This is a genomic window from Microbulbifer regidiadema (SeqCode), from assembly GCF_052466995.1.
In genome coordinates this window covers 2524742-2546348 of record NZ_CP174297.1, presented here as the reverse complement: position 1 = coordinate 2546348, position 21607 = coordinate 2524742, and the positions used below count along the sequence as shown (strand labels likewise).

The 21607-nt window shown below is 52.6% G+C and carries 21 protein-coding genes; 15 read left to right on the top strand and 6 right to left on the bottom strand.

Annotated features, from left to right (window positions below):
• The first annotated feature begins 42 nt into the window (after window positions 1-42).
• Window positions 43-1224, top strand: a complete 1182-nt coding sequence (locus tag ACJJIK_RS11130; RefSeq protein ID WP_444942776.1) for a vWA domain-containing protein — start codon at window positions 43-45, stop codon at window positions 1222-1224.
• Window positions 1225-1248: 24 nt separating this feature from the next.
• Here the strand turns inward: ACJJIK_RS11130 and ACJJIK_RS11125 are convergent, their stop codons facing one another.
• Entirely contained in the window at window positions 1249-2484 is a 1236-nt protein-coding gene (locus ACJJIK_RS11125) for an amidase family protein (RefSeq protein WP_444945060.1), read from the bottom strand.
• A gap of 21 nt (window positions 2485-2505) precedes the next feature.
• Window positions 2506-3999: a peptide MFS transporter gene (locus ACJJIK_RS11120; RefSeq protein WP_444942775.1), complete on the bottom strand. Its 1494-nt coding sequence runs from the start codon at window positions 3997-3999 to the stop codon at window positions 2506-2508.
• 167 nt (window positions 4000-4166) lie between these two features.
• On the opposite strand from ACJJIK_RS11120, the gene hrpA reads away from it, so the two are divergent.
• The 7 genes from hrpA to ACJJIK_RS11085 all read left to right on the top strand — a co-directional run bounded on the left by hrpA (window position 4167) and on the right by ACJJIK_RS11085 (window position 13285).
• Window positions 4167-8081 carry an ATP-dependent RNA helicase HrpA gene (gene hrpA, locus ACJJIK_RS11115; RefSeq protein WP_444942774.1) on the top strand — a complete coding sequence of 1305 codons (3915 nt, stop codon included), beginning with the start codon at window positions 4167-4169 and terminating at the stop codon, window positions 8079-8081.
• Window positions 8082-8319: 238 nt separating this feature from the next.
• Window positions 8320-8619, top strand: coding sequence for an HvfA family oxazolone/thioamide-modified RiPP metallophore (locus ACJJIK_RS11110; protein ID WP_444932226.1), 300 nt, complete (start codon window positions 8320-8322; stop codon window positions 8617-8619).
• A gap of 85 nt (window positions 8620-8704) precedes the next feature.
• On the top strand, window positions 8705-9550 hold the full coding sequence (locus ACJJIK_RS11105; protein WP_444945059.1) for an HvfB family MNIO-type RiPP peptide maturase: 846 nt from the start codon (window positions 8705-8707) through the stop codon (window positions 9548-9550).
• A complete protein-coding gene (locus tag ACJJIK_RS11100; protein ID WP_444932225.1) occupies window positions 9531-10301 on the top strand; it encodes an HvfC family RiPP maturation protein in 771 nt (256 codons plus the stop codon). The genes ACJJIK_RS11105 and ACJJIK_RS11100 overlap by 20 nt, the downstream gene beginning before the upstream one ends.
• A 127-nt stretch (window positions 10302-10428) precedes the next feature.
• On the top strand, window positions 10429-11331 hold the full coding sequence (locus tag ACJJIK_RS11095) for an MlaA family lipoprotein (protein WP_444932224.1): 903 nt from the start codon (window positions 10429-10431) through the stop codon (window positions 11329-11331).
• Window positions 11332-11367: 36 nt separating this feature from the next.
• Entirely contained in the window at window positions 11368-12546 is a 1179-nt protein-coding gene (locus ACJJIK_RS11090; protein WP_444942773.1) for a PP2C family protein-serine/threonine phosphatase, read from the top strand.
• Between the two features lie 220 nt (window positions 12547-12766).
• Window positions 12767-13285: an STAS domain-containing protein gene (locus ACJJIK_RS11085; protein ID WP_444932222.1), complete on the top strand. Its 519-nt coding sequence runs from the start codon at window positions 12767-12769 to the stop codon at window positions 13283-13285.
• 36 nt (window positions 13286-13321) lie between these two features.
• Here ACJJIK_RS11085 and ACJJIK_RS11080 read toward each other — a convergent pair whose 3' ends face one another.
• From ACJJIK_RS11080 to dusA, 3 genes are read right to left on the bottom strand one after another with little or no spacing between them, the layout of a single operon-like run.
• Window positions 13322-13780 carry a tellurite resistance TerB family protein gene (locus ACJJIK_RS11080; protein WP_444932221.1) on the bottom strand — a complete coding sequence of 153 codons (459 nt, stop codon included), beginning with the start codon at window positions 13778-13780 and terminating at the stop codon, window positions 13322-13324.
• On the bottom strand, window positions 13752-14756 hold the full coding sequence (gene tal / locus ACJJIK_RS11075) for a transaldolase (protein WP_444942772.1): 1005 nt from the start codon (window positions 14754-14756) through the stop codon (window positions 13752-13754). The genes ACJJIK_RS11080 and tal overlap by 29 nt, the downstream gene beginning before the upstream one ends.
• 46 nt (window positions 14757-14802) lie before the next feature.
• Window positions 14803-15780: a tRNA dihydrouridine(20/20a) synthase DusA gene (dusA, locus tag ACJJIK_RS11070; RefSeq protein WP_444932219.1), complete on the bottom strand. Its 978-nt coding sequence runs from the start codon at window positions 15778-15780 to the stop codon at window positions 14803-14805.
• Window positions 15781-16354: 574 nt separating this feature from the next.
• Between dusA and ACJJIK_RS11065 the strand changes: the two genes are divergently transcribed.
• The 5 genes from ACJJIK_RS11065 (at window position 16355) to ACJJIK_RS11045 (ending at window position 18853) form a co-directional block, all read left to right on the top strand.
• Window positions 16355-16687 carry a hypothetical protein gene (locus ACJJIK_RS11065; protein WP_444932218.1) on the top strand — a complete coding sequence of 111 codons (333 nt, stop codon included), beginning with the start codon at window positions 16355-16357 and terminating at the stop codon, window positions 16685-16687.
• 32 nt (window positions 16688-16719) lie between these two features.
• Complete coding sequence (locus ACJJIK_RS11060) at window positions 16720-16872, top strand: hypothetical protein (protein ID WP_444932217.1); 153 nt, start codon at window positions 16720-16722, stop codon at window positions 16870-16872.
• A 295-nt stretch (window positions 16873-17167) separates the two neighbouring features.
• Window positions 17168-17461, top strand: a complete 294-nt coding sequence (locus ACJJIK_RS11055) for a hypothetical protein (RefSeq protein WP_444917897.1) — start codon at window positions 17168-17170, stop codon at window positions 17459-17461.
• 175 nt (window positions 17462-17636) lie between these two features.
• Window positions 17637-18038 (top strand): GFA family protein, encoded by a 402-nt coding sequence (locus tag ACJJIK_RS11050; RefSeq protein ID WP_444942771.1) that lies wholly within the window; start codon window positions 17637-17639, stop codon window positions 18036-18038.
• Between the two features lie 158 nt (window positions 18039-18196).
• Window positions 18197-18853, top strand: a complete 657-nt coding sequence (locus ACJJIK_RS11045; protein WP_444942770.1) for a hypothetical protein — start codon at window positions 18197-18199, stop codon at window positions 18851-18853.
• A gap of 770 nt (window positions 18854-19623) precedes the next feature.
• On the opposite strand, the gene ACJJIK_RS11040 is transcribed toward ACJJIK_RS11045, so the two are convergent.
• On the bottom strand, window positions 19624-19845 hold the full coding sequence (locus ACJJIK_RS11040) for a hypothetical protein (RefSeq protein WP_444942769.1): 222 nt from the start codon (window positions 19843-19845) through the stop codon (window positions 19624-19626).
• Between the two features lie 460 nt (window positions 19846-20305).
• Here ACJJIK_RS11040 and ACJJIK_RS11035 point away from each other — a divergent pair, with 460 nt between their 5' ends.
• Both ACJJIK_RS11035 and ACJJIK_RS11030 read left to right on the top strand, forming a co-directional pair.
• Window positions 20306-20785, top strand: a complete 480-nt coding sequence (locus tag ACJJIK_RS11035; protein ID WP_444942768.1) for a hypothetical protein — start codon at window positions 20306-20308, stop codon at window positions 20783-20785.
• A gap of 394 nt (window positions 20786-21179) precedes the next feature.
• Window positions 21180-21506 carry a DUF7716 domain-containing protein gene (locus ACJJIK_RS11030; RefSeq protein ID WP_444888650.1) on the top strand — a complete coding sequence of 109 codons (327 nt, stop codon included), beginning with the start codon at window positions 21180-21182 and terminating at the stop codon, window positions 21504-21506.
• The last annotated feature ends 101 nt before the right edge of the window (window positions 21507-21607 follow it).

Below are 21607 nucleotides of genomic sequence, written 5' to 3'. Positions count from 1 at the left end.
CGATGCGGGTGTTATTTTTCCCTGTGCTGACTGCGAATTATTATGCTGATTGGCTTTTTCCTGAATTTACGCCGCTACAAATTACCGGTAACTATCACCGAGCTGCTGGCCCTGATCGAGGCACTGCAGCAGCGCCTGGTATTTGCCGATCTGGAGGAATTTTACTTCCTCGCCCGTGTCTGCCTAGTCAAGGACGAGAAGCACTTCGATAAATTCGACCGCGCTTTTGCCGCCTATTTTAAGGACTTGGAGACCCTCGACGATATTGTTGAGCAAATGATCCCCGAGGACTGGCTGCGGGCGGAGTTTATGAAGCAACTGAGCGAAGAGGAAAAGGCCCAGGTGCAAAGCCTCGGTGGCTTGGAAAAGCTGCTGGAGGAATTCAAGAAGCGCCTTGAGGAGCAGAAGAAGCGCCACAGCGGTGGCAATCGCTGGATTGGCACCGGCGGCACCAGCCCGTTTGGCAACAGCGGTTATCACCCCGGCGGTATTCGGGTGGGCGGCAAAGGTCGCAATCGCTCGGCGTCGAAAGTGTGGGAGAAGCGCCAGTTTAAAAATCTGGATGACAGCATCGGCCTGGGTACTCGCAATATTCAGGTGGCTCTGCGCAAACTGCGTAAATTTGCCCGCACCGGCGCCGCCGAAGAGCTGGATCTGGATAACACCATTTCCTCCACCGCGCGCAATGCGGGATTACTGGATATTCAAATGGTGCCGGAGCGGCATAACGCGATTAAGGTGCTGATCTTCTTTGATGTGGGGGGCTCTATGGACCCCTATGTGCGCGTGTGTGAAGAGTTGTTCTCCGCTTGCCGCTCCGAGTTCAAGCACCTCGAATATTTCTATTTTCACAACTTTGTCTACGAACATGTGTGGAAAGACAATCAGCGGCGCTACAGTGAAAATACTTCGCTGCTGGAAATACTGCGCACTTACGGCAAGGACTACAAGGTAATTTTTGTCGGCGATGCATCTATGGCACCCTTTGAAATTACCAGTCGCTTCGGCAGTGTCGAGCATATGAATGAAGAGCCCGGCGCGGCCTGGATGGAGCGTGTCACCGATACCTACAGTAACCTGGTCTGGTTAAACCCCGTAGGGGAGGAGTACTGGCAGTATACCCCCAGTATCGGTATGACCCAGCGCCTGGTGGATGGACATATGTATCCGATGACCCTGGAGGGATTGGATCGGGCTATCGCCTATTTGGTCAAAGGGCGTTAAGCGGCCCTTTGCGCGATGATTTGCTCAGGCTGTACCTCGGGTACTGCCTGTGATGTCTTGCCGATATTGGGTTAATTGTTTTATCAGTGTCAGCAGGGAAAGGTCCCTGTTCGGCGCCATGACCAGAGAGAAGCCCGAGGGTTTCTGCACCTCAGTATCCCTGTCACTGTGACCTTCTCGAATAGAGAGCAGTGGCAGGTGGCACTGGGGCGCGCCCCACAGTCCTGCAATAGCGGTTAAGCCCAATAGGCGCTGGCGATGTTTTTGTAGCTTGTCAGCTTCGATAGCGCCGCCTTTCTTCGGTGCGGTCGTAGGCGTCGTTGGTATTAATAGAACGCTGTTATTATCCGGCAGTAATCGCTCCATCCATTGGCACCAGCGCCGCCGCCTGTTAGCGGCCCACAACACTTCATCATCGCCAATGGAGAGCGCTATAGTAATCCTTGCGGCGATATCCTGTGCCAATACCGGTTGGTATTTTCGCAGCCAGGCCCCGTGAGTATTGGCAATGGCGCGGCCCTGTAAAATCCGGAATATATCGGCCAATTCATCCAGTAATTCAGTATCGGGCAAGTGTATGGTTTCGCAGAGAGAAAATTGATCGCCGAGTGTAGGTATCAACTCTTGGATTGCGACTCGAATGGATGGATCTGCCAACTGGTGGATTTCGGGGCAAATAACCAGGCGGGCCGCTCTGTCTGTGGATAAGTACTGCGTTGGGATCAGGATTTTACCGACGTCCAACAGAAGTGATGGTGTTTGGCTGAACCAACCGACAGTATCAAAGCAGGGGGCCAAACCGATAACACCGTCGGTTGGGATAAGTGAGTGGCTGGTTCGAATACCGAATAAACCACAATAGCTCGCGGGGACTCGCACCGATCCGCCGGTGTCGGTACCCAGGGCAATATCGGCCATTCCCGCAGCCACGGCGGCGGCTGAACCCATGGAGGAACCGCCGCAAAAATAACCGGGCAGTCTGGGGTTGTCGGCGCAACCGTAGTGCAAATTACTCCCCTGCATGCTGTAGGCCAGTTCATCAAGGTGAGTAAAGCCTACAAAAGTAGCCCCCGCCTCGAGTAGCTGGCGCAAGCTGGTTGCGGTTTTAGTGGCGGCGGGGTGCGTGTTATACCACTCGGGGTTACCCGCCGTATTTTTCTCGCCTTTTAACTGAAAAAGGTCTTTTACCGCTAGGCGTTTTCCCTTTAGTGGTCCGCTATTGGTTAACTCTAGAAAGCGTGGCCCGTGTTCGCAAAATATGCCCTTTATGGATAGCCCCCTCTATTTGTCATTGCCGCTAAAATGCTTGGGCGGGACACCGTCGTGATCGGCGGTGATGCTCAGCTCCTCCTGGGTGGTTTCGCCCACTTTTACGTGAACCTCCTCCGCTCCGTGCATCCAGTCCACCAGTTTCTCGCGAATAAAGTACAGAATAATTCCTGCAATAATCGCCGCCAGGGCGACCCCGCCGAAGGTGGCGAGGGGGCCGGAGACCCCCACCAGTTTTCCTATTTCAGCGGCGCCTTTATTCGCAATACCAATAAAGGCAAACCACAATCCCATCATCAGGGATAAATAGCGCAGGGGGGACAGCTTGGTCACTACCGAGAGCCCGATCGGCGACAGGCAGAGTTCGCCAATGGTATGGAAAATATAGGCGAATACCAGCCACCAAATACTCGCTTTAACCGTCTCGGAATCGCCGATCTGTAGGGCGGCACCGCACATGGATAAAAAACCCACGCCGAGAAAAATCAGCCCCAAACTGAATTTCGCCGGTGAGCTGGGTTCCCGATCTCCCATACCGACCCAGATACTGGCCATAATCGGTGCGAGAATAATAATAAATAGGGGGTTCACCATCTGTAGCCAACTGGCGGGCACCTCCCATCCCAGTACATTCAGGTCGGTTCGATATTTGGCAAATAAGTTCATTGAGCCGGCGGCCTGCTCAAAGCCGGCCCAGAAAATGACAATAAATACCCCCAGTACCAGAATGACCTTGATGCGGTCCCGCTCTTCCAGGGTGAGCGGGCGGTGCTTATCGATTTCCTCGTCTTTCTTGTCTTTTTGTTCCAGGTGCGCGGAAGGCTCTACACCGATTTCCCCCAGATAGCGCTTGGCCTGGGTCATTTGCAGCAGCAGTCCGGCCAGCATACCGAGACCGGCGACGATAAAGGCCAGCTGATAATCGACCTTTTCCCCAATCCAGCCCACCACCAGGTAGCCGAGGATGGAGCCCAGGTTGATGCCCATATAAAAAATGGTGAAGGCGGTATCCCGGCGGTGGTCGCCCTCTTCATAGAGGTCCCCGACCATGGTGGAGATATTCGGTTTAAAGAAACCGTTGCCGATAATCAGTAGGGCCAGGCCGAGCCATAGCATATAAAGCTGGCTGCCATTGGGCAGCCAGCTGTGGGGAAAGCCCAGGGCGAACTGTCCCAGCATCATCAGGGTGCCGCCAAACATGATACAGCGGCGCTGGCCCCAGCGGTTGTCCGCCATCCAGCCGCCGATAATCGGTGTCAGGTACACCAGCATTGCGTACCAGCCCAGATAGCTGAGGGCCTTGGACTGCAATTCGGTATCGGTGAGCTGCTCCCAGCCGAAGACTGCGGCGGTGGCGGTGGAGGTCAGATAGAAGACAAAAATACCGCGCATGCCGTAGTAGCTGAGGCGCTCCCACATCTCGGTGCCAAACAGCAGGAAGAGTCCCTTGGGGTGGCCAAACAGTTGTCCGGCACTGGTGGGGGGCTTGGGCTTGATCTCTTGCATAGTACCGCTCGCAAGGTATATCCCTGAGATTGTCGCGCCAGCAGTAAAGGCTGCGCTGCTCAGGGGAAGTGCTATTCGCTCCAGTATAGATGAACGCCACAATAAGGTTTGATAGCCCTGCGATGCTCAGGGGGTATAATCCCGCGTTTGCCATTGCTGTACGAATTATGAGTCACACCGAAGCAGAAAAAGTTCTGGGTGCCCTGCAAGCCCGAATCTCCACGGCCATGGGGCGCGATCGCTATGGATTGCGTAGGACGGTCAAAAATGTGCGCCGGCGCCAGAAAGAGGGCAAGCCGGTAGACCGTATGCTGGTTCAGCTGGAGCAGCAGCTCCAAGCGTCTGAGTCCCTGGCGCAAGAGCGCCGGCGCAAATTACCCGAAGTACAGTGGCCGGAGGCGCTGCCGGTGGTGGCGCGGCGGGAGGAAATTGCCGCACAGATCGAGAAAAACCAGGTGGTGGTGATTGCCGGTGAGACCGGTTCGGGTAAAACCACCCAGTTGCCGAAAATCTGTCTGTCCCTGGGGCGGGGTATTTACGGTCAGATCGGCCACACCCAGCCGCGCAGAATTGCCGCGCGCACGGTGGCCAGCCGCATCGCCGAGGAGTTGCAGCAACCCCTGGGGGAATCGGTCGGTTACCAGGTGCGCTTTACCGACCACAGTACCGAGCATACCCATGTCAAACTGATGACAGACGGTATTCTGCTGGCTGAAATTCAGCGCGACCCGCTGTTAAATAAATACGACACGCTGATTATCGATGAGGCCCATGAGCGCAGCCTCAATATTGATTTCCTGCTGGGCTATTTGAAAACCCTCCTGCCCAAGCGCCCGGATCTGAAACTGATTATTACCTCGGCGACTATCGACCTGGAAAAATTTTCCCGGCACTTTGACGATGCGCCGATTATCGAGGTTTCCGGTCGTACCTACCCGGTGGAAGTACACTACCGCCCTGCAGCGGATACGGATGCAGATCTCAACGAGCAGGTTGTCGCCGCCGTGGAGGAGTTGCTGCACGAGGAGAAATCCAGCAGTCGGCGCGGTGGGGATATCCTGGTATTTATGAGCGGCGAGCGGGAGATCCGCGAGTGCGCCAAGGCCCTGCGCGATGCACAGATAGCGCAATTGGAGGTGCTGCCTTTGTATGCGCGCCTGAGCCTGGCGGAGCAGGCCAAAGTTTTTCACGGCCATAAAGGCCGCCGTATTGTCCTCGCCACTAATGTGGCGGAGACCTCTATTACGGTGCCGGGCATTCGCTATGTGATCGACCCGGGCACCGCCCGTGTCAGCCGCTACAGCTACCGCAGCAAAATTCAGCGCCTGCCTATCGAGCCGGTTTCCCAGGCCAGCGCCAACCAGCGCGCCGGCCGCTGTGGTCGTGTCAGCGCCGGTGTCTGCGTGCGCTTGTATGAAGAGCGGGATTTTGCCCAGCGCGCGGAATTTACCGATGCGGAAATCCTGCGCACCAATCTGGCCGCAGTCATTCTGCAAATGTTGCAGCTGCGCATTGGCGATATTCGTGAATTTCCTTTTGTCGATCCACCGGACCCGCGCCTGATCAACGACGGCTATAAGCTGTTGCAGGAGTTACAGGCGGTGGATGAGCAGGGCAGAGTCACCCCATTGGGGCGGGCTCTGTCGAGGCTGCCCCTGGACCCGCGCCTGAGCCGTATGTTGCTGGCGGGGGCGGAGAATGGCAGCGCGCGCGAACTGTTAATTATTGTCGCCGCCCTGGCGGTGCAGGACCCGCGCGAGCGCCCGGCGGAAAAACGCCAGGCCGCCGATGAAAAGCATCGCCAGTGGCAGCATGAGCAATCGGACTTTCTATCCTTTGTTCAGTTGTGGGATGCCTTTGAGGCCCAGCGCCAGGAGCTGAGTCAAAACCAGCTGCGCAAGTGGTGCCAGAAAAACTTCCTGTCCTGGCTGCGTATGCGCGAGTGGCGAGATATCCACCACCAGCTGCGCGTGGCTTGTCGCGATCTCGATGTGAAGGAAAACAAAGAGCCGGCGGAATACCCGGCGATACACCAGGCCATAGTGGTCGGTTTGCTGGGCAATATTGGCGCGCGCGATGAAAACAAAGAGTTTAACGGTTGCCGCAATCGTCGTTTCCATATTTTCCCCGGTTCCGGGCAATTTAAAAAACCTCCCCGCTGGGTGGTGTCCGCCCAGTTGCTGGAGACCAGCCGCCTGTTTGCCCACACGGTCGCCAAGGTGGAGCCCGAGTGGATATTGGCCGCCGCGCAACACCTGGTTAAACGCAATTATTTTGAGCCCCATTTTGATACCCGCTCCGGGCAGGTGATGGCCTTTGAGAAGGTCTCCCTTTACGGCTTGGTGCTGGTGGAAAAACGCCGAATCCCCTACGGCAAACTGGACCCGCAAACTTCGCGGGAAGTGTTTATTCGCCAGGCACTGGTGGAGCAGCGCTATCGCGGCAAGGGGCGCTTTTATAGGCACTACCTCGACCTTTTAAAGTCCCTGGAAGAGCTGGAAGCCAAATCCCGCCGCCGGGATATTCTGGTGGATGACGAAGTGGTATACCGCTTCTTCGATGAGCGTATCCCTGCGGATATCGTCAATCTGGCAGGGTTTGAGCACTGGCGCAAGAAAGCGGAAGCCGGCGATACCCAGCTGCTGTTTATCCCCCGCGATCTATTGATGCAGCAGAGTGCCGATCACGTGGGTGAAGCCCAATTCCCCGATGAATTGGCTGCGGGCGGTATCGTCTATCCGCTCAGTTACCATTTCGAGCCGGGTAGTGTGGATGATGGCGTCAGCATTCAGGTACCGGTGGCGGCATTGCACCAGGTGCCGGCAGCCCGCCTCTCCTGGTTGGTGCCGGGGATTCTGCGGGATAAATGCATTGCCCTGGTAAAAGCCCTGCCGAAACAGTGGCGCAAGTACTTTGTGCCGGTGCCGGCTGCGGTAGATAAGGCTTTGCCGCGACTGCGCGCGGACAACACACCGCTGTGGCAGTCGCTGGCGCTGGAGTTGAAGCGCCAGACGGCACAACAGTTACCCGATGACGTGTGGGAGTCCGCCGAGCGGGCTCTGGAAGATTATTACCGCTTCAATATCCAGGTGATGGATGAGGCCGGCAAACTGCTGGACCAGGACCGCGATCTGGCCCTGTTGCAGGCGCGCTATCGCGACCGGGTGCAGCAGGGACTGGCCAGTGCCGGCGACAGCTTTGAGCGGCAGGGGATCACCCGCTGGGATTTCGGTGATCTTCCGGAAACCCACACCCTCAACCAGGGTGGCCTCAAGGTGCGGGCTTACCCGGCCCTGGTTGAGGAGAAAGACAGTGTCTCTCTGAAGCTACTGGATAACCCCAGCGAGGCCCGCAGGCTCAGTCGAGCCGGTATTTGTCGCCTGGCCCTGCTGCACCTGCCGGAGAAGGTGAAGTACCTGCGCAAAGAGCTGCTGCGCGGCAAGGAGTTGGGGCTTTCCGCCGCCGATCTGGGGCGCCGTGAAGAGGTGGCCGACGATATCCTGATGGCGGCGGTGCGCGAGGTATTCTGGGCTGACGAAGCGTGGCCGCGCACTGAAGCGGAGTTTCTCTCCGCGCTGGAAAATGACGGCGATCTGGTGGGGGTGGCCCAGGAGATTGGCGATCTGCTGGTCAAGGCTCTGGCCCAGCTGGTGCCCCTGCGTAAACAAATCAAGCAGCAGAAAAACCTGGCAGTCGCGATGGCGGTGGGGGATATCCAGCAGCAGCTGGCGGGCCTCTTCTATCGCGGTTGCCTGTTTGACACCCCGCTGGCGTGGTTGCGCCAGTACGGCCGCTACCTGAAGGCGGTTGCACTGCGTTTGGAAAAGGCCGCTCTCGACCCTAACCGCGACCGCAAGTTGCAGGTTGAGTATCAGAAAGCAGCGGAGCCCTATCAGGCGCAAGTGGAGAAATATTCGTTCAGAGAAGTCTCCGCAGAGGCTGAATTGCGCGAATTTCGCTGGATGTTGGAGGAATTCCGTGTTTCCTTATTTGCGCAGACCCTAAAAACCCTGATGCCTGTATCGTCCAAGCGTCTGAGTAAGGCGTGGACAGAAATTGATGGGAAGGGTTTGCTCGGCTGATGCTCGCTATGGAGGCGGGGTCACAAAAAAAATTTGATCGACTGTAAGATTTTAAAGGATAAGCCGACAGAAGTACTGAAAGTAGGCCTGGAGCCCAGAATGACCGCTTGATAGCGGTTATTTTGTGGCGGGCTTTATTTGATGAGGGGTTCTTGCTTCGCAGCATTATACTTCTGCGAAGTCGAAAAGAGTCTCTTGTACTTTTTATTGCTAAGGATACCTAATTAGGAGATTACCCATGAGCAACAAGCACCTTTCCCCTGTGGCCGCTGCGGTTGGCGCGGCATTTATTGCATCGGCGGCGATGAATGTCTCTGCCGCCAACAGTGATGCCAACCCCTTTGCGGCAGAGGACCTGAGTTCCGGCTACAACGTGGCATTGGCCAGTCACGATGGTGATGATAAAGAGAAAGAGGGTAAGTGCGGCGAAGGTAAGTGCGGCGAGGGCAAGGAAAAAGAAGGTAAATGCGGCGAAGGTAAGTGCGGCGAAGGCAAGAAAAAAGAAGGTAAGTGCGGCGAAGGTAAGTGCGGCGGGTAATTTTTACCAGAGCCCAAAAGGGAGGGGCGCATTCGTGTTCCTCCCGGTTATTTATTGACTACTGAGAAAAGTGAGACCTAAAGTGTTGCGCAACTTTTCCGTAGACGGTGCAGGATTTGGGCTGCGCCGTTCAATGATGGGGGAGAATCTCGAAACCGGTGCAGTGGATTTCCTCGAAGTCGCGCCGGAAAACTGGATTGGTGTCGGCGGCCGCTATGGGCGCTGGTTTAGGGAATATACCGAGCGTTTTCCCTTTCTGCTGCACGGTTTATCGCTGTCTATCGGCGCACCGGAACCACTCGATATGGAGCTGGTGGGCGCTATTAAAAAATTTATCCAGCAGCACAATATTCGCGGCTACAGTGAGCATTTGAGTTACTGCTCCGATCACGGCCACCTGTACGATTTGTTGCCAATTCCCTTTACCCAGGAAGCGGTGATGTATGTGTCCGAGCGAATTCGCATGGTGCAGGACGCACTGGGGGAGCGCATCGCGATGGAAAATGTGTCCTACTACGCGGCACCGGGCCAGGAAATGAGTGAGTTGGCCTTTTTGACTGCGGTGCTGCAAGAAGCGGACTGTGATTTGCTGCTGGATGTAAACAATATTTATGTCAATTCCATTAATCACCGCTACGACCCCCTCGAATTTCTCTCCGCACTGCCCACAGAGAGAATCCGCTACGCGCATATTGCCGGGCACTATGATGAGGCGGAGGATTTAAAAGTGGACACGCACGGTGCTGCGGTGATCGATCCGGTGTGGGAGCTACTTGAGCGCGCCTATGAAATTCACGGTGTAGTGCCGACGCTCCTGGAGCGGGATTTTAATATTCCCCCTATTGCCACATTACTCGAAGAAGTCGGGCGTATTAAGACGATTCAGGCCAGCCAGCAGGTGGAAGAAAACTATGCCCTCAATCGCCGATAAGCCGGAAACTTTTAAGCGTGTGCAGCGGGATTTTGCCGCCCACTTGCGCGCGCCCGAGCGGGTTTTGCCACCTGCCGAAATTGAAGATCGGCGTGTCGCTATTTATCGGGATTTGATTTACAACAATATTGAATCCTTTATTGCCAGCGGCTTTCCGGTGTTGCGCAGCCTTTACAGCGATGAAAACTGGCAGCAAATGGTGCGGGATTTTGTCTGCGAGCACACATCCGTCAGCCCCTATTTTTTGCAGATCAGTGAAGAGTTCCTCGCCTATTTGCAAAATGAGCGGGGTGAGCAACCCCAAGACCCGCCGTTTCTGTTGGAGCTTGCGCACTATGAATGGGTGGAACTGGCCCTCGATGTCAGCGATGTGCCGCAGCCGCAGGGACTGCTCACTGAGGGTGATGTTCTGCGGCAGGTTCCCGTTGTCTCCCCGCTGGTATGGAGCCTCAGCTACCGCTACCCGGTGCACCGCTTAGGGCCTGATTTTCAGCCCCAAGAGCCACCGGAGACAGCGACGTTTCTGTTTGTCTACCGGGATCGTGCAGACAGGGTGAATTTTATGGAGGTCAATGCGGTCACTGCCCGCTTGCTGCAGTTGGCTTCGGTGGGCAATTACACCGGCTTACAAATTTTGGAACAAATGGCTCAGGAATTGCCTAATATTAGTCGTGACTCTTTGTTTGGTTTTGGTTCTGATTTATTAGAAAAGCTGCTAAATAAAGGGATTATTGCCGGTTTTCAGGCCTGATCTGTGCTTGCCTGAAACTCCTTTATCTTTGGCAAATCCCAGCTGCTATGCTGCCGAGGGTAGCTTACGAATTACGAGGGCGTTAGAATCCTTGGTCTCACTAGTTTGATAAAAGAGGAGCAGGGTTGTGCTTGGAAGCAAAACTTTATCGCCCTGGTTAATGGCAACTCTGATCGCTGTTACGCCAGTAGGAGCGTTAGCGCAACAAGATCCGTTTGCGGGCGCAGCTCAAGCCCCGGCAGCGGTAGATAGCAGCGCAGCGGAGAGTGCCAATAGCGATAGTGGGGGCCTGTCTCTCGAAGATGAGTACGGCTTTGATCCCGCCGATGAATTTGGTGGTGCCGAGGGGGAGGATTTATCACTTCGCGACCCCTGGGAAGGTTTTAACCGCGCCATATTCTCCTTTAACGATGGCGCCGATCGCTACGTATTGAAGCCCGCCGCTGTCAGCTATCGCCAAATTACCCCGATTTTCATTCAGCACGGTGTCAGTAATTTTTTCGACAACCTGCGTGAAGTCAGCAATACCTTTAACGATGTACTGCAAGGTAAGTGGGGCCAGGCGGGCAATGACGCCGGCCGCTTCCTGGTAAATTCCACCGTGGGCATTGCCGGTGTTCTGGATGTCGCCCAGCATATAGGCCTGGAGCAGGGGGATGGCGAGGACTTCGGTCAGACCCTGGCCGTTTGGGGAGTGCCGTCCGGCCCCTACCTGGTGCTGCCGTTACTCGGGCCATCCACGGTGCGGGATACCCCGGCCAAAGTCGTGGATTACTACACCAACCCCTTGACCTATGTGGATCACGACGCGACCAAGTATGTTTTTAAGGGGACGGATATTATTCAGAGCCGTGCCAGCCTCCTGCAAGCGGAGTCTCTGCTGCACGGGGATCGCTATGTACTTTTGCGGGATGCTTACTTACAGCGCCGCGACTATTTGATTGTCGATGGCGAAATGGACGTGCATACCGAGGAGGAGGCCGCAGAGGCCATTGATCAGGGAGCTGTGGAAGAGGCTTCCGATTACTGAGTTGTCACTTAAGGCAGATAAAGTTTAGAGCCTTCTATGGCCGGCCTCAGTAGCCTGGTGCTAACTGACGATGAGCGCTCCCGCAATTTTTTGCGAGGGGCGCTTTCGCGTTTTGGCTTTCAGGTAAGTGTCGCCAGCAACGGCGAAGACGCTATCAGTCAGTTCGCCCCCGGCGCATACCACATTGTATTAATTGATCGCTACCTGCCGGATATGAGCGGACTGGAGGTGCTGCGCCGTATCAAGCGCATAGCGCCAGAGGTGGCTGCGGTGATTATTGCTCCGGAGGCCGCAGCCGATGACGTACTTCAGGCGATGCGCCTCGGCGCCAAGGATTACCTGGTAAAACCCCTGCAAGAAGCGGCAGCGATTGACCGCATGATCTGCCGAATCAGCGGTGAGGAAAATCTCGCCAAACAGAATCGCGAATATAAAGAGGCGCTTGAGCGTCGCAACAGCGAGCTGCGAGATCATGTGGAATTGTTGCGCCGGGACCAGGAAGCCGGCCGTTTACTGCAGCAACATCTGTTGCCGCGCACGCCCTACCAATACCCCAGCGGTGTAAAAGCGGCCTACCGGCTGGTTCCCTCCCTGTATTTGAGCGGCGACTTTGTCGATTACGGCCTGTTCGGTGAGCGCTTTGTCGCTTTTTATCTGGTCGATGTATCGGGCCACGGCGTGTCTTCGGCCCTGGTAACGGCACTGATAAAGCACAGCATTATGCATCGCTTGCGGGAGCGCCCGCTGTTCGCGCAGCTGGATTCCCTCAGCGATGACCTGCTCGATATTCTCAGCCTGGTGAATAACGAGCTGTTATCCACCAAGCTGGGCAAGCACGCCAGCATGTTTGTAGGCGTTGTGGACAGCGGTGCCAGGCAGTTGCACTATGCGGTTGCCGGGCAGATCCCCATGCCGGCCCTGGTGACTGCTGGCGCAACGGACTGGTTGCCGGGTAAAGGGCGCCCCCTGGGCATTTTTGAGCGGGGCAACTGGCAGGTAATGCGCGCCGAACTCCCCCCCAGCTGGCGTCTGGTTGCCTGTTCCGATGGTGTACTCGAATTACTGCAAGGGGATCTTCTCGATAAAGAGGCCCAGCTTTTGCAGGCTATTTCAGAGAGCGGAGGGGCGCTCGAACCGCTTTGTCAGGCTCTAAAAATAGATACTTTTGGTGCTCTGCCGGACGATATTACGATTCTGACTTTAGGCTGCGAGTAAAGGTTAAAATTGCAGTCGAAAAAACTCGACTGAAAAGTCGAATTTTATGCTTTATCGCACTTGTCAGTCTGCATGGTCAGGAGTAAGCTCCGCCCACTTTATGCACAAAATTGCACGAGGCGCCAAAAACGCTAAACGCGATTGTGTTCTCTACCAGTGAACTTTTGCCATCCGCCTGCACTGATATCAAAAGGTGTACTCGGGTGAGCCAGGGGTTTTTATGCAGTCCGGGCAAATTATGGTTGGGGCCCATCGGGGCATTTATGTCATCAAGTTAGTAGGTGATGTCCGTCTCAACCTCTGTACCTCATTTGATAGCTTTATCGACAATATGTTTGCGCGAGGTGATTTTGCCGGTGTGGCATTTGATCTCGGTGGCGCAGAAGGTGTCGATAGCACGACCCTGGGTCTGATGGCGAAAATCGCTATGCGCGCCCTGGAGCGGGGCTGTGACAAGCCGCTGATCTTTTCGGCGGGCAAAGGTATCCGCCACCTGCTGGATGCGATGGGCTTTGATTCACTGGTTGAAATCAGCGATGCGATTCACGACCTGAGTGTACCCACAACACCGCTGGTGTGTAATAGCCCCGATGAGTGCGCCGCGCGGGAAAAAGTGCTGGAAGCCCACCGGGTGCTGATGAGTATGAACGAGCAAAACGCCGAGACTTTTCGCGATCTGGTGCATACCCTGGAGCGCGAATGCTCCCCGCTCGCCGAGCCTTCAGTGCAGTATCACTAGCGCCTATTCACTCCCAGTGCCCAGTTCTGACAACCGCTAGCGGCACTGCATATCCCTCGCCTCGGCGCGGGCTTTGGTAAAGAGCCCGTGTGGCAGGTAAATTAACTCTGCCACCCTGCGAATCAGGTGCTCTTCAAACGCCTCGATAACGCTATCCGAAAAGGCCACCTGCCACATCTGTAGAATCAGCAGGTACTTGTCCCTCTCGCTGAATTGCTCGTTTACCGTCTGGGTAAACTCGAAGAGGGAGGTGGCTTGGTCCCGCTGGGCAATGGCTTCGGCAACGATCTTGCTCGCGCTGGGGAGATCCAGCGCGTAGTGCTGGCACAGGAGTTGTGTGAGCGTATCCCGCTCACACTTATCGAGTTTTTGATCGACGGTGGCAACCTCGACCAAAAGCGCTGCGCTGATCATCCGCACGTCTTTTTCATCCCGTGCCTCTACATCAGCGCTATTGCCGATTTGTTCAAACAGCTTGCGGATTTGTTGCAGCATGGATGTTCTGCTGTCCCTTTACCCGATCCTGTAACAATAGCTCTAAGCGCTCCTGATCCTTCACAAAATTGCGGATGCCATCGGCGAGCTTTTCCGTGGCCATAGCATCGCTATTTAGCTGGAAGCGGAACTCGGCTTCCGCCAGGTCCTGTGCTGGACGGGACAGGGATGCGGAGACCGGGGGCAGACCGGCGGCGAGAGGCGCTTCACTGTCCTCCAGGGCCTGGAGCAGCTGGGGGCTGATAGTCAGCCGATCGCAGCCCGCCAAAGCCTCGATCTCGCCGGTATTGCGGAAGCTGGCGCCCATCACAATGGTCTTGTAATCCCGCGATTTGTAGTACTCGTAGATATTGCGCACCGAGATTACGCCGGGGTCCTCTTGTGCAGAAAACGCCTCGCGATCGCTGTTGGCAATATGCCAATCGAGGATTCGACCGACGAAGGGCGAGATCAGGGTCACTCCGGCCTCGGCACAGGCAATTGCCTGGGCCTGGTTGAACAGCAGGGTCAGATTGCAGTGAATGCCCTCGCGCTCCAGTACCGAGGCGGCGGCAATGCCCTCCCATGTCGAGGCGATCTTGATCAGCACCCGCTCCTTGGCAATACCGGCGCGCTCGTAAAGGGTGATCAGATGGCGCGCGTAGTCGATAGTGGCGCGGGTATCAAATGAGAGGCGCGCGTCAACTTCAGTGGAGACTACCCCGGGCACCAACTGTAAGATCTCAGTGCCAATATTGACGGCCAGCTTGATGGCGGCCAGGCGCGCAATGTCTTCCGGGTTTGAACCGTTCTGGCGGTCCTCGGCCCACACCAGGGCCTCAGCGATATGATCGTTGTACTGGGGAAGCTGAGCGGCTTTAAATAGCAGGGAGGGGTTGGTCGTTGCATCCTGGGGGCGATAGCGGCGAATCGCTTCAATATCGCCCGTATCGGCCACAACCTGGCTGCGCTGTTTGAGTTGCTCCAACTTATTCATTACTCCTCCCTTAAATACTTTTATCGGTTTGTATAGCCATCGTGTTCTAAGCGGCCCGGGTGATCAGGGCCAGCGCCTGTTCCAGCACTTCGGGACCGGCGCCCGGTTTGTGGGCATTCTCACTCAAGTGGCGGCGAAAGCGCCGTGCCCCGGGCAATCCCTGGAACAAGCCGAGCATATGCCGGGTGATATGGTTCAAGCGCTGTCCACGCTGCATCTCCCCCTCGATATAGGGCAGCATCTGCTCTACCACCTGGATGGCGTCCGGGCCGGCCTCGCCGTCAAATAACTGGCTGTCTACCTGGGCCAGAATCGTCGGGGTTTGGTAGGCCGCGCGCCCCAGCATAACACCATCCACATGGCTTAAATGTTGCTGGCACTCCTCAATTGAGTTGATACCACCATTAATGACAATTTGCAGCTGGGGGTAGTCTTTTTTCAGCTGGTAGACCATATCGTAATTGAGAGGCGGGATCTCACGGTTTTCCTTGGGGCTCAGTCCCTTCAGCCAGGCTTTGCGCGCGTGCACGATAAAGGTGTCCACACCGGCACTGGCCTGGGTCTCTACAAAGCGGGTCAGGCCGGGATAGTCCTCCATATCGTCGATACCGATACGGTGCTTGACCGTAACCGGGATAGATACCGCTTCGCGCATGGCACTGAGCCCTGCGGCAACCACATCCGGCTCTGCCATCAGGCAGGCGCCGAAACGCCCGGACTGGACCCGGTCACTGGGGCAGCCACAGTTGAGGTTGATTTCGGCGTAGCCCCACTCCTCGGCGATGCGGGCGCATTCCGCCAGTTCGCGGGGGTCACTGCCTCCCAGTTGCAGGGCGACAGGTTGCTCTGCGGCATCGAACTGTAAATGGCGCTGGCGGTCCCCGTGGAGTATTGCTCCGGTCGTCACCATTTCTGAATACAGGCGCGCACGCTTACTCAGCAGGCGCCACAAATAGCGGCAGTGCCGGTCACTCCAATCCAGTAGTGGTGCGGTACAGAAACGGTGGGTACTAAATTCGGACATAAATGGTGGCGCAAAATACTAATAAAAACAGAGTAGCCTGCCATTATATGGGATGCCTGTGTCGATGTGCGGCTTTATTGTGAAACTTAGGCCCCTACTCGGTATAGGTGCTGGAGAAGCCGCTGTATGGACTTGGGTAGCGGAGGTTGAGTCTATTCGGTTGCGTCTGTAGCGACTGCTGTAATGCGGATAGATATTCAGGAGCTATAAGCTGGAGCGGGGGTGGTATTGATATCGGCAAGCGCTGGCTTGTGCTTATCGGTTGAAAAGTTGTCGTGATGGAATATCGAATGACTTCGCCTTTATACTCTGGGATAGGCCGATTATCCGGTGGCAGCAGCTTCTTAAGCACTGAGGCTTTGCGTTCTATTGAGTAACGGGGCATTTGCTCCTCTTACCGCCCCCTGTCTTACTTTTTCATTTTAAAGAGGCGACAACTATCCTGACACAGGGGGGGAAGAAGATGGCGTATTGGCGTAAATTTGCATTAGAAATAGTAGTCAAGATAATAGTGGTCATGATGACCACTATATAAATGTTATGTGTTCAGTCGCTCCAATCTAAGAGATTAGTTATGATTCCGTATTTATTTAGGAAAATTGTTTGGAATGGAGGTGGGTATGATTATTACTATTTTTACTTCTCGTCAAGTGGTCATGTATTTTGGGATGTAAGCGACTTGATTGATGAATGTCCACCAATAAATAAAATTGCAAATAACAGAAATCTTCAAGGTGAATATAAATTAGTAAATAATCAAATTGATTTTTCGATAGACTTTTACGGTGAAGAGTCTCGTGTAAAACTATGTCTCTCTTTATACGAGGGAGGCGGCATGGTTGCTGAGGATGAGGTATTAGATGCTGGTGGTTTATTAGCTGGCGAATGGGAGCGATGCGTTAACTGATAAAATATTTATTTTTTGAGGAGGATGATCGTTTGCGGGTGGCGCGCATTGAGTTGAGCCTGCTGGTGAGTGAAGTGGGTACTTACAACTCAGAGGCAGTGATTACGTTGGGTGGTGTCGCCTATACGGTGCGCAAGCGGCTGGCGGATGATGGGGTGGTTTGGCGGGTGTTGGTGGATGGGTAGTCTGAGTGGGGAGGTCAGCACAGGATTTATGGTCACTGTGATTGTTATTTTTTTGAGTTATTCAAACTTACGGGAAAGTGCTTCAAAATCAGTGGGTTGAAAGGGTGGCTGAAATTGGGGATAGTGGTCATGATGATCATTTTTCTAGATGGGTCGGTAGTACTAAGTGATTGCAATCTATTGATTTAGTGGAAGAAGATGGCGTGTTGGCATAAATTTGCATTAGAAATAGTAGTCAAGATAATAGTGGTCATGATGACCATTATATAAATGTTATGCATAGAGTATTTAGCGGATGAGTAATGAGGCTGAAAGGGTATACCTTGAAGAAATCAATAGATCCTTCAATATTTTTCGTAACGATGATAGATTTAAAGAATTTCTTTGTAAATTTAATGTGGAAGAGGGTATCTCGTCTTCCGATGTAACCAGTATCTACAATAATATGGTTAATATTTACAATAGATCTCAAGAAGGAGCGATAATTGATGGGCGAAAGCTCAAAAGAATATGGAACACTCTAGAGTATTTAACGCTAAAAAATATTCAGCTTGAAGAAAAGTTGTCAGTTCTAAAAAAAGACCACTAATGCACGAGATAGCTCCCGGCTTTTGCATGGGAAAATGCATAACAAACAGCGGCAGAGCGACGGCCAACGCTACGCACATTTTGTGTTACTCGCTGGCGCTCAAACATTAACACAAAATGCGCTCCGCGCTGGCTGCGCCTGCGCTGGGCGTTAGGCAACCAGTGGAAAATTCCGAATGACAAACGGTGAATGTAACTGCGGTGAAGTTGCCTACGAAGTTCAGCAAGAGCTATCGGATGTTTACATCTGTCATTGTTCTATCTGTCGCCGCTCAACTGGAAGTGGTGGAATTGCGGTGGCAATAGTGCCAAAAGATAAGTTTCGCTGGACTAAAGGCGAGGCGGATATCAAGTACTGGGCAAAGCCCGGTCATGATTGGCACACAAGTTTTTGTGGTAATTGCGGAACTACCTTGCCAGGAGAGAATGATCCTTCAAATGTTTATGTTCCAGTAGGAACTCTCACTCGTGGGTATGAAAACTTGAAGGTAGTTCACCATATGTGGGTGAGTTCAAAAGGTAGCTGGGAGGAGATCGGTGATTTAGGCAAACGGCATCCCGAGGGTTTTGGTTCGTAGAATTACCTAACAAACAGCGGCAGAGCGACAGCCAACGCTACGCACCTTTTGTGTTACTCGCTGGCGCTCAAACATTAACACAAAAGGTGTTCCGCGCTGGCTGCGCCTGCGCTGGGCGTTATGCCCGTCGAAACCTTGGCATCAATTAAGGACTAATTATGAATAAGAAATTGACTCAAAGGTTTGTCGAATTGGAGAGTCAACTCAATGATATTGAGGCTACGAAGAGAAGCGTCAAAGGGGCTTATGGACTGACTGAGGCTATTGATACCGAATTATTTACTGGCTGGAAAGTTAAAGTAAAGAATCTATTAGTTACTGCATGTGGAGAAGAATCGCAGCATTTTGTGGCTTTTGAAGCAGGTGAAAAGCGTGGAACAATGGAGTCTGACTACTCCATTAAAAAAAGACTTGGTGCTATCTTTCTAGCTGCGAAGGAAGATTTTGATGGGGGATATCTGGCTTCACTAAAATATTTGGTTCAGGCTGAAGTATTTGATAGTGAATTAGAGCAGGCTACAGAGTTACTTAATAATGGTTATAAGCTGGCCGCAGCCGTTATCTCTGGAGTTGTACTTGAGACTGCATTGCGAGACCTTTGCGATAGTAATTCAATTTCTCACGGAAAGCTTGACACAATGAATGCGCAGTTAGCGAAAGCAGGAGTCTATAATAAGCTTCAACAAAAGAGAATCACTGCTATTGCCGACATTCGAAATAGTGCAGCTCATGGTAGGCCGGAAAAATTTCAAGATTCAGATGTTGAAAACATGATTAGAGATGTAGAGAGTTTTCTACTTAGTTATATGGCATAACAAGGCGCTGCTGTCGGACAAATTTTCCGCAGAGTACGGCGCTAAATTTTATACACAAGTGCACCAGTGAAAATTACTACTCCGATAAGCTCTACAAGAGTATTGAGAGTTTCAACTTTATCTACTGTAGGCAAGATCAGATACCTAAGTAGAGAGGGATACTGGAGATTATCTAATCAATATGCGCTCTACTCCAGGGGAAGTACTAGATTTAGCGTAGGACTCAAGCGGTTTTGGTCTTACCAACGGTTAAATTTCATGCATTACAGTCGGGAAATTAGGCTATTTCTCTGTATGAGGCTTTGAATAGGATTCAAATATGTGTATAAAACACAGGCACGACGTTATGCAAGGTAAAGAGTATCATTTCTGAGAAAATAATAATTACTTTAATTGGTGTATCGGGTGCAATAATTGGCACAGTTGCTACGCTTGCAGGAAATTGGCTAAAGCACTGGCTAGAACAGCGCGCTATTTCAAAGAAAGAAGAGCCTGCTCGGGAAATTCTCAAAGAAATGCTCAATCATAAAGAATATACATGGCGTAAACTTTCCACATTGTCTCATGTAATTGGCTCTGACGAGGAAACTACAAAGCGTCTATTGCTAGAGGTCGGAGCTAGAGCATCAGAAGATGGACAGTTACTATGGGCACTAAAGTCACGTGAACCACTAAGGGGTGGTCAATAAAATGCATAAATCGGGTAGCCGGTAGTTTCTAGCTACCGGCCCCCACACCACCCATCGTGCGGGTCCGCAATGGGCGGTTCCCTATCCGTAATGAATCTCTACCCAGCGGTCACGTAAAGAAATCAAGCCCATCTTTTGGAAAAGCCCATTGTTGAGTGCAATATGAATACCTTCGGTCTTTGCATTTCGCCAGTAACTCTTACCGGACGATCCACAAGTGACAGCCAATGATTCACTCACACCCATGCGTAGTAAGTTTCGGACTTTCGTTCTCACTTTACGCCAGTTTTTCCAGTAGCTCATTCTCAATCTTCGTCGTATCCAGCAGTCAAGATCGATACATTTGTTCAATCACCTTGGCCATTACTGGCCGAGGCGCCGCTGTGTTCCACCAATTTTGTTTACCCCCGCGATGGTGGCTAGCGGGCTGGGCCTACTTATGAGTCAGCGGCCACGCTGACAGCTTTACAGCAGCAGGTTGAACAGATCTCCCCAGATAAGAACGTGAACTTTCACTCTCCCCACAAGACCTCACGGCCTTGCAGTTGCCATTTGCTAGTAGTTAGCATTTAATGGAGGCCATTAAACGGTGATCCTCCTACAGGGGACTTTCACCCCATTAGTTCACGCCCATGCTGGGCGTACCAAACGGCTCAAACCGACCTCCACTGCGTTGCTCGCTTTGTGCTTTTTCGCTACGCTCGCACAAAACAACCAACTCCGTTTTGGCGGCTTAGCCGGGCGTTAGAAATCAAAGGTAGTCATGGAGAGTATTGAAGAATTAAAGTTGGGCGTAAGGCCAGAGGCGGCAGTTTCTGGAGCTGTTTTACTGCAATCGGAATACAGTTCTTATCTTACTTTCAATGCACAGAAGGATACCGATAAGCCAAGTCCATACGGTGGCTTCTACACAGCCGATGCTGGTACCGCCATAGTGGAATTTCAAGGTTGTCTAATCAGTAAGTTTGGTTACCCTAATGATGAGGCAGCTATGGGTATCCCAAAGTATAAAGACTTTGGTTACGATATTTGCGTAGTAAAAAATTCGGAATGGGTAAAAGAATTAGAAAATCTCAATAACTATTCGTTTCCAAATACAAGCTATGCTGATTTTAGGCACTTTATCATATTCTTCCATGACAGTACTTTTGAGTGTATCGCTAAAGATTTAGTGTTGAAGCTATCTGATCAGCCGTACAGCGAAATAATAGGTGAGTTGAGTGCAAAGGTTTCGGCGGAGTAAATTTCTAACAAGCGGCTGCTGTCGGACTGGCAAAAGCTCCGGCTTCGCCTCCACTTTTACCAGCCGCAGAGCCGGGTGCTAAGTTTTATACACAAGAGCTCCAGGGAAAATTACTACTCCGATAGGCTCTACAATGGTATCGAGAACTTCAATTCTATCTACTACAAGGAAAATCAGATACTTGAGTCGAGAGCGATTCTGATGATTATCTAATCAATATCTACTCGACTCAGGGCAAGCACTAAATTTACCGTAAAGCTCAAGCGGTTTCAGTCTCACATGCGGTTAAATTTTACACACTCTGGTCGGAAAGTTAGGCTATTTCTCTGCATGAGGCTTTGAACAGGGTTCAAATATGTGTATAAAACACAGGCCGGGCGTTAACTATAAAGTCATGATATTAGAAACCTCACTAATAGAAATATTAAAAAGCTTAGATGAGCTACCTTGGGATCATCAGCTTTACCTCTCTAGCGGCGGCATTAGTTCTTTAGAGTCAATGGCATTGGTGTTAAGTGACGATGATGAGATCGAGAGAGATTCTGAAGATGAGCCTCTGTATGCGACTGAAAGGCAATATCAGTACTATCTTGGCATTCAGGATCTCCAGGGGATTAAAGACAACTTGCAATCACAATCACCTATTGAATCTATAGAGGAGCTGGTTGCTGCAATTAATTTTTACCATGAGAACGATGCATTTATTTGCATCAACAGTTAACAAGTGCCGGCACAATCGTGCACTTCGTGCGCTGGACTCGCAACAATTTGCTCGCCTGTGCGGCAGGCGTTATGTGTTAGTCAGATAGTGAATACTATTAA

What these genes read in the sequence shown, in the direction of transcription:
- ACJJIK_RS11035 (WP_444942768.1), top strand. Translation starts at nt 20,306, where the DNA reads ATGGAGAGTATTGAAGAATTAAAGTTGGGCGTAAGGCCAGAGGCGGCA.
- ACJJIK_RS11040 (WP_444942769.1), bottom strand. Translation starts at nt 19,845, where the DNA reads ATGAGCTACTGGAAAAACTGGCGTAAAGTGAGAACGAAAGTCCGAAAC.
- ACJJIK_RS11080 (WP_444932221.1), bottom strand. Translation starts at nt 13,780, where the DNA reads ATGCTGCAACAAATCCGCAAGCTGTTTGAACAAATCGGCAATAGCGCT.
- ACJJIK_RS11045 (WP_444942770.1), top strand. Translation starts at nt 18,197, where the DNA reads ATGAATAAGAAATTGACTCAAAGGTTTGTCGAATTGGAGAGTCAACTC.
- ACJJIK_RS11030 (WP_444888650.1), top strand. Translation starts at nt 21,180, where the DNA reads ATGATATTAGAAACCTCACTAATAGAAATATTAAAAAGCTTAGATGAG.
- ACJJIK_RS11090 (WP_444942773.1), top strand. Translation starts at nt 11,368, where the DNA reads ATGGCCGGCCTCAGTAGCCTGGTGCTAACTGACGATGAGCGCTCCCGC.
- ACJJIK_RS11130 (WP_444942776.1), top strand. Translation starts at nt 43, where the DNA reads ATGCTGATTGGCTTTTTCCTGAATTTACGCCGCTACAAATTACCGGTA.
- ACJJIK_RS11065 (WP_444932218.1), top strand. Translation starts at nt 16,355, where the DNA reads ATGATTCCGTATTTATTTAGGAAAATTGTTTGGAATGGAGGTGGGTAT.
- ACJJIK_RS11120 (WP_444942775.1), bottom strand. Translation starts at nt 3,999, where the DNA reads ATGCAAGAGATCAAGCCCAAGCCCCCCACCAGTGCCGGACAACTGTTT.
- ACJJIK_RS11110 (WP_444932226.1), top strand. Translation starts at nt 8,320, where the DNA reads ATGAGCAACAAGCACCTTTCCCCTGTGGCCGCTGCGGTTGGCGCGGCA.
- ACJJIK_RS11100 (WP_444932225.1), top strand. Translation starts at nt 9,531, where the DNA reads ATGCCCTCAATCGCCGATAAGCCGGAAACTTTTAAGCGTGTGCAGCGG.
- hrpA (WP_444942774.1), top strand. Translation starts at nt 4,167, where the DNA reads ATGAGTCACACCGAAGCAGAAAAAGTTCTGGGTGCCCTGCAAGCCCGA.
- ACJJIK_RS11050 (WP_444942771.1), top strand. Translation starts at nt 17,637, where the DNA reads ATGACAAACGGTGAATGTAACTGCGGTGAAGTTGCCTACGAAGTTCAG.
- dusA (WP_444932219.1), bottom strand. Translation starts at nt 15,780, where the DNA reads ATGTCCGAATTTAGTACCCACCGTTTCTGTACCGCACCACTACTGGAT.
- ACJJIK_RS11055 (WP_444917897.1), top strand. Translation starts at nt 17,168, where the DNA reads ATGAGTAATGAGGCTGAAAGGGTATACCTTGAAGAAATCAATAGATCC.
- tal (WP_444942772.1), bottom strand. Translation starts at nt 14,756, where the DNA reads ATGAATAAGTTGGAGCAACTCAAACAGCGCAGCCAGGTTGTGGCCGAT.
- ACJJIK_RS11085 (WP_444932222.1), top strand. Translation starts at nt 12,767, where the DNA reads ATGCAGTCCGGGCAAATTATGGTTGGGGCCCATCGGGGCATTTATGTC.